The sequence below is a fragment of the Candidatus Hydrogenedentota bacterium genome, from assembly GCA_018005585.1.
GTDB lineage: Bacteria > Hydrogenedentota > Hydrogenedentia > Hydrogenedentales > JAGMZX01 > JAGMZX01.
The window spans coordinates 1-6791 of the sequence record JAGMZX010000027.1; the positions used below are offsets into that span (position 1 = coordinate 1).

Annotated in this window: 5 protein-coding genes; 3 read left to right on the forward strand and 2 right to left on the reverse strand. The window is 61.9% G+C overall.

Features of this window, described 5'->3' with window-relative positions; genetic code table 11:
- The coding region (locus KA184_06600) for a TIM barrel protein (protein ID MBP8129236.1) at positions 1-576 on the reverse strand (576 nt) is incomplete at its 3' end.
- Between the two features lie 376 nt (positions 577-952).
- Here KA184_06600 and KA184_06605 point away from each other — a divergent pair.
- Positions 953-3706 carry a hypothetical protein gene (locus KA184_06605; protein ID MBP8129237.1) on the forward strand — a complete coding sequence of 918 codons (2754 nt, stop codon included), beginning with the start codon at positions 953-955 and terminating at the stop codon, positions 3704-3706.
- 51 nt (positions 3707-3757) lie between these two features.
- On the opposite strand, the gene KA184_06610 is transcribed toward KA184_06605, so the two are convergent.
- The gene (locus KA184_06610; GenBank protein MBP8129238.1) at positions 3758-4663 is read right to left on the reverse strand and encodes a carbon-nitrogen hydrolase family protein; all 906 of its coding nucleotides are present in this window, start codon (positions 4661-4663) and stop codon (positions 3758-3760) included.
- 383 nt (positions 4664-5046) lie between these two features.
- On the opposite strand from KA184_06610, the gene KA184_06615 reads away from it, so the two are divergent.
- Both KA184_06615 and KA184_06620 read left to right on the forward strand, forming a co-directional pair.
- The gene (locus KA184_06615; protein MBP8129239.1) at positions 5047-6213 is read left to right on the forward strand and encodes an aminopeptidase P family protein; all 1167 of its coding nucleotides are present in this window, start codon (positions 5047-5049) and stop codon (positions 6211-6213) included.
- A 123-nt stretch (positions 6214-6336) separates the two neighbouring features.
- The coding region (locus KA184_06620) for a hypothetical protein (GenBank protein MBP8129240.1) at positions 6337-6791 on the forward strand (455 nt) is incomplete at its 3' end.

Consider the following 6791-nt stretch of genomic DNA (forward strand, 5'->3'; position numbering starts at 1 on the left):
GTAGAGGATCATGTTGGCGGGATCGAAGTTGACCGCAATATTCCGGGCGCCGCGCTTCTTCATCGCGTCAAGAAACATCAGCAGCGATTGCGCGGTTTCCTGGCCGGTCTCCATCAGCAGCGTAACGCCATTTGCCCCGAATACTTCCGCAAGCTTGAGGACACGCCCGCAGAGCTTGTCGAAATCGGGGGACTCGGAATCATGCGGCAGGAAGCCCGCATGTGCGTTCACGTATTTCAGGCCCATCGTCTTGGCAATTGCCGCGGTGGCGCGCGCCAAGCTCAAGTTCTCCTCCCAGTGCTCATCGGGAACGACGCCGCCCGTCCTGCGAATCGTTTCCGGGGTCGTGTAGTCCTCGCCCACCGTCGAGTACATGCCGGAAACGATACGTATCCCCGATTCGCCGAGGATTTCCTGTACGCCGTCCCAGGCACCCGGGTCATCCCGGTGCGGCGTCAGGCCAAGCTGCACCTTCGTGAGGCCGAGCGCGCTCACTTTCTCCGCCAGGTTTCGCGGCCCTGTGGCTTGAAGCGACCAACTGCAAACGCCTATCTGTTCCACCGATTGCGTTCTCACGGCAACTTACCTCCCATGCCCGACAACCCTGTCCTCGTCCCGAAAACGTCAGTCTACTCCACTTGCCCGTTCCGCTCAACGCCTTTGAACGCCCCATTTCACGCCACCCGGAAGGCTCCATATCACCCCACCTGCCGGCGCTCGGAACAACATGCCCCACTCTCTCTCCCTACGTCTGCACTCTACCGTAGCCCGGGACAGGCGCCATGCCGGGCACCGCGCCTTGCCACTGCCCTGCCGTCAATGACGAAGCATCAGATTGTTGACCGCGCGCGGACAAAGGAACAGAATCAGTGACTGGCCCGGCTATTCTCTGACGAGCGCCGGCCAAGTGGGACTGTCTGGAACTGACGGTTGTGAGCAAGGAACCTTTTCGATGAAACACCTGCCCGCGTTCGTGTGTCTCGCGGCCTTCTGCCTGATTGAAGGCTTTGGGTGTGCGCGCGACCTGCGCCTGAACCACATGCCGCAACCGATGGACATAACGGAATTGGACGAACACGAAGGGCAACCGGTGGACATCGCGCCGTGGGCCTATTCCTGGCGCGCCGATCGAGCGGTCCAAGAGCGCCCCGAAGCTTATTTCATACCGCGGCGCCTGGAGCGGCTAGACCGGGTATACCGCACCGCATACGCGGCGCTCCCTCCCTCCGAGTTGAAGAGCATCTACTACGACATGCCGGACTTGCTGAGTCCGTTGCCCCCAGCGCCCACGGGCCAGTTGCAGGCCGCGCTGCTCTGGACGGGCGGCCTGTCGAAATATCAGGTGGAACTCGTTTGGCCCGACGGCGTTCAGCAGATTCCATCACAAAATGCGGTGGAAGTCCGGGTCTATCCCACGTCCTACGGCTGGTTTGGATGGACCGTGGACAAGATTCTTGCCGGTCCTGAGTTACTTCCAGACCACCGGACATGGACCTACCGGAGCGACCCAATGGCGAAAATGGATTGGGCCTACAGTACGCGGGTGGATGCGGCCACGGAAATGGTCGCTGTTTTTTATGACAGGCCGCGCGCGCCGTCCGGCGCCCCCTGTGCCGTGCCTGACATCCGGGTGACCGGTCCGAGCGCAGGCAATTGGAAACGCATGGACGTGGAAATCGAATGGGGTTTCCAGGCGGAATCGAAAGACTCGGATTTCGACGGGTGGCTGGAGCCCAGCGTAGCCCTCTTCGGTCCCGTGACGCCCTTGGCGGAAAACAATGGAGTCCGAGTGAAAGAGGGATGCCGGTGGCAATCGCGTGTTACGGCTGGGACAGCGAGAAGGGGCATTTTCGTGCCCTTGTTGTACGCTCCGGACAGCCGTCCGGGTCTGGACAGCCGCATCACGGTGTGGTCGGACAATTCCGGATTCACGTTTCGCATAAGCGACCTGGAAGACGGGCCAATCCTGATTCCGGAACATGGAGCCTTCGTGACGCGGGCGGGCAGTGGACAGACCGCCCGGCAATTCGCCGCGGAACTGGCCGCCCGGAACCTCAAGAGCATCCGGCAGATGACCCGCGAACACCGCGAGGCCGCGTCATGGGAAGAACTCATGCGGGAAGTAAGGCTATGGACGTGCCCCGAGGGGACTATTTTTGCGCCATTTCCCGCCGTCGAGGACCCGCCCATGCAGGTGGAACTGCCGGACCGCGGCTGGACCGACGCCTGGCGCGCGGCCTCGTTCCAATTGAAAGGCAAGCACATGTGGGGCGGGCTCGCGTTTGAGGTGGCCCGTGTGGCCCATGAGATGGACCTCGTCGGCCTGCACGCCGAGGCCGACAAGGTCTATGAGTATTTTCTGCAGGCCCCGGGCGCAAAGCCGGACGGCGACTATACGGACGGCGACGGCGCGCTCGAATACGCGGCGTCCATGAGACACGACATGGGGTATAGCCATGACGGCACGCACGCCTCGACAGGCAGGCTGCTGTTTGCCATGGCGGAGCGCTATTTCCTGACCGGCGACAAAGACTGGTTCCAGCGGAATCGCGCACGGCTGCAGGCGGCGGCCGACTGGATCATCCGTCAACGCACGCTCTACATGAAAGATATCCCCAACCGGCGGGACCTGCACGCGGCGGGGCTGATGCCGCCCTGCATGTTGGGCGACTACGCCATACCCAGTTGTGACTGGCACTGGTATTACGTCGACAATGCGTTATCCCTCCAGGGATTGCAGCGCTTTGCCGACGCCCTCTCGGAATTCGACCCGGAGGCGGGCCGGAAGTACCACGACGAAGCCAAGGCATTTCGAGAAGACCTCCGCCGCGCCGTAAACCGCGAAGCGGCGCGCGCGCCGGTGCGGCTCGGCCGCGATGGCATGTTCCACAGTTACATTCCGAGAATGGCATACGCCGGGGGCATCCCGGGGCCGGAACTCGGTGCTCCGCAGTTTCCGGACTGCGACCGTTTCATGGGCGCGCTGCCGCTGGCCGAGCCGTTTGCCGTGCTGGACGCGAGCGACACCCGAATCACCGATACTCTGGACGTCATGGAGGAATGGGGTACGTCGGCCGGCGTCGTTCTGGAGAAGGAAGAAGCACGAAAAAGCAAGGGGCTGCCTGCGGAGGATGCCTGGTTCTGGAACTGCTTTGTCATTTTGCCAAAGGCCTCACATAATGCAAACATCTACCTCTTGCAGGACGATATCCCGAGCTTTCTCAGATTCTGGATGAACTCCTACGCATCCGTGGTCGGCGCCGATGGCAAGCTGTGGGAGCATTGGCATTTGGGGAACTACGACCCCTGCGGCGCCCCCGACAACGGCACGGCGGGCTGGTTCATGGAAAACTTCCGCAACCTGCTGGTAATGGAGGAAGGCCGGTCCCTCTGGATTGCCCGGGCCACGCCCCGCGCCTGGCTGGAACAGGGCAAACGCATTCTGGTCAGGAACGCGCCGACCTATTTCGGGCCGTTGTCGTACGAGACCGTCTCCCATGTGGACAACGGTGAGATCGCCGTGTCCATTGAGATACCATCCCGCCGACCCCCGGATTGCGTCCTTCTCCGGGTGAGACATCCGCGGCAGAAGCCGATCGCCAGCGTGAGGGTCAACGACCGGGCTTGGAACGATTTCGACCGGGCACGGGAAGTAGTGCGCCTGCACGATGTGCACGGCACCGTGAACGTTGTGGCGATTTACTGACTTTAAGCGCGCTCGGATGCGGCAAGGCGGCACGCCCGGCGTCGTTTGGGCTCAGAGCTGGGCTCTATTGACGAGTTGTGCGCACTCGGGGTAATCCCAAGGAATCTCCGGATAGTCCTGCCACATCTTCACGTCGCGCGTGAGCAGTCCGTAGAGTTCGGGACGGCGCTGGTGCATGGTGCGAAGGTGCTTGCGTTTCCACCGCAATTCGGCGAGGTTGATGATTGCCGTAATACAGGCGTCCCCTTTTTCTTTGATGCGCGGATAGAGCCGCGCCTCCTCGCGTTTGTCCCGGTAGTCTCCGGCGGGCGTGACGCAGCCCGGCCCCGCGAAGCCGGTGTTGAAGCCTTGCGTGATATTGGCCCCGACAACACAACCGTAGCACTGCGCGGCCATGATGCAATGCGAGTCCTCGACCATGCCGGCACGGCCGTTTATCCATAGTATGATTTCCGCGCCCAGGTACGATGTGCATCCCCACGCTTCGGGGAAATAGCCATCGTAACATTGCAGAATGCCGACTGGCCCGAAGTCAAGCGTGAATACCTTGAACTCATTGCCGAGAATGCCGCGCGCTTCGCGGTCGTTGCCCTCGTTCGGCGGCCAGAAATGCGGAGCGGGCCCCGAAGCCGGATGGCATTTGAAGTAGCGGCCCAGCAGGTTGCCGCCGCGGTCGGCGACCCACGCGCTTGTGGACCACTGGCCGGCACCCTGCTTCTCGACACAACCTGTGATCGCGTTAATCCGGTGTTGCGCCGCGAGCGCGAAGAACCGCTGCGCCACGGCGTCTTTTGTCGTGATCAGGTCGCCCAGCACGTATTCGGGGAAAACGACAAGGTCCGAACCCAGGTCCGCGGCTTGCTCGAAGAACACGGGCATCCGTTCAACGACCGGCGGCGCATCCGCGCCCGTGGTAAGCTGAACCATCGTAATCGTTGCCGCGTCTCGCATGCCCATGGACTGCTCCCCCGCCGCTTCGGACTCCGTGCCGGGCCCGCTTGCTTCACAGTGTACTCCCAGGGCCCCGGCACACGCCGCATAGGCAATTCCCCTTGCCCCCGCGCCGACAAATGCGCGCCGCGTAACGCTGGTTTCTTGCGTGTTCATCACCCGGACTATACCGCACCAGAAACCCGCAGTGCATTCAACCGAGCATGCATCGGGGTTGCCTCCAGTCCGGGCTCTCGGTTCCTTACAATACGCCCGTGGAAACACTCAATCCTTGCCTGAAGGGCTTGTGAGACAGTAGGCTGGATTCTGTGTCACCGCGGCAATGGAGATTGCAACCCTCCTGCGCGACTGGAAGCCTGCCCGCAAAGGGCCGAAAAGGAGACGACAAGATGGGATACCTCAGTCAGGAAGAACGCGACGTCCGGCTGGCCAAAGTCACGGCCATCCTGAAGGCAAAAAACCTCGATCTCGCCCTGGTCTACTACGACGAATTCAACATAGGCAACGGCTGGTACCTGACCGGCTGGTGCCCGCAGTTCGAGAGCGGCGCGGTGCTTGTCCTGAAAGACGGAAGCGCCATGCTGCTCGGCGGCCCGGAAAGCGAACCTTTCGCGAAGCAGGACAGCGCCATCACGGAGACGCGGAATTTTCCCGTGTTTATGGTGCCGGACGAGGAATATCCGAATGCTACTATTACGGATTTCCCGTCGCTTTTCGCGGAACTCAAAGCAAGAGAGGGAGAAATCCGTCGCGCAGGTATTGTAGGCGGCGGACGCATGCCCGCCGACTGCTACCGCCAGATCACGGAGGGATTCCGGGGTGTCGAACTCGTCGATATTACGGAGGACTACGTCTCGCTGCGATATGACAAGTCGGCGTGGGAGCGTGACCAGATCCGCGCCGCGTTCGGCCTTGCGGACCAATGTTACGACGCGATGTCGCGGAAGGTTGCGGCCGGGGTTATGGAGATCGAAGTGGCTGCGGCAGGCGAATATGCCGCCCGGAGCCGCGGCGCCACGGGATTCGGCTTCAGCGCGATTGTGGGCAGCGGCGCACGCGCGAATGCGGTCGTGCCGACCGCGACCACAAAGCGGCTTGAACCCGGCGAACTCGTTATGCTCGGCATCGCACCGAAGGTCAAGGGATACGCGGGTGTCGTAGGCCATACCCTGCCGGTTTCCGGCGAGTACACCGCATCGCAGCAGCAGATGCTGCATCATCTCAAGGAGGTGTTCCGTCTGACGAAGGCGCAATTGCGGCCCGGCAGCAAAGGATGCGAGATCGACGCGCCGGGTCGAGCCTATTACGAAAAGCACGGCCTGCTCAAATACCTGGTGTGCCCCTTCGCGCATACCATCGGCCTTCACGAGGCCGAAGCGCCCTTCTTTGGTCCGAACAGCCGGGATGTTCTTAAGCCGGGCATGACCGTCTGTATCGACGTCAGTTTCTTCGGCCACCCCGAATGGAACGGCGCGCGGATCGAGACAGGATACGAGATTACGGATAGCGGGCCTGTCCCCTTCAGCCCGAAGATGGACAATCTCCTGACGGCGTGACCCCGGGTCTTCGGGATTATCGCAGGTTCTGCCGGCCCCGGATAACAGGCCTCGCAAAGTGTCGTAATGCAGCCTCTTGACCGCGGGATTCGCTGCGGTCGGGGGAAAGGAGCAAGCAGGAAGATGCGGGCAGATGTGTTGCGGACCCATGACGCGCACGTGGTTGAACTGGACTGCGGTGCGGGAAGCGTCCTGATACCCCCGGCGCTGAACGGCCGCCTTTTTTGTCAACTGAACGGCGAACTGATACATCGGTTAGACGAGGCGGCGCTCCGAAACCCCTCACTGGACCGCTATGACAATCTGGGCGGTAACTCGCTCTGGCCTGCGCCGGAAGGAGGCCCCTTCGCGTTCAACTATCCCCCCGGCAGTAATGACTGGTATGTGCAGGACGGCATCAGCAAGGCGGTCCCGAGCATAACGCTCAGAAGCGCGACCTGTGCCGTTGTGGAAAAGCGCATCTCCCTGGTGAATCGCAAGGATGTCCGGGTCGCGCTGCTATTCCGGCGCATCGTATCCGTTCCGGAAGCACCGTTTCAGATGCCCGGCTACGCGGCGCGCGGGATGCTCTACGAAAC

Coding starts and splice junctions, on each gene's coding strand:
- KA184_06610 (MBP8129238.1), bottom strand. CDS start 4,663: ATGGGCATGCGAGACGCGGCAACGATTACGATGGTTCAGCTTACCACG.
- KA184_06615 (MBP8129239.1), top strand. CDS start 5,047: ATGGGATACCTCAGTCAGGAAGAACGCGACGTCCGGCTGGCCAAAGTC.
- KA184_06605 (MBP8129237.1), top strand. CDS start 953: ATGAAACACCTGCCCGCGTTCGTGTGTCTCGCGGCCTTCTGCCTGATT.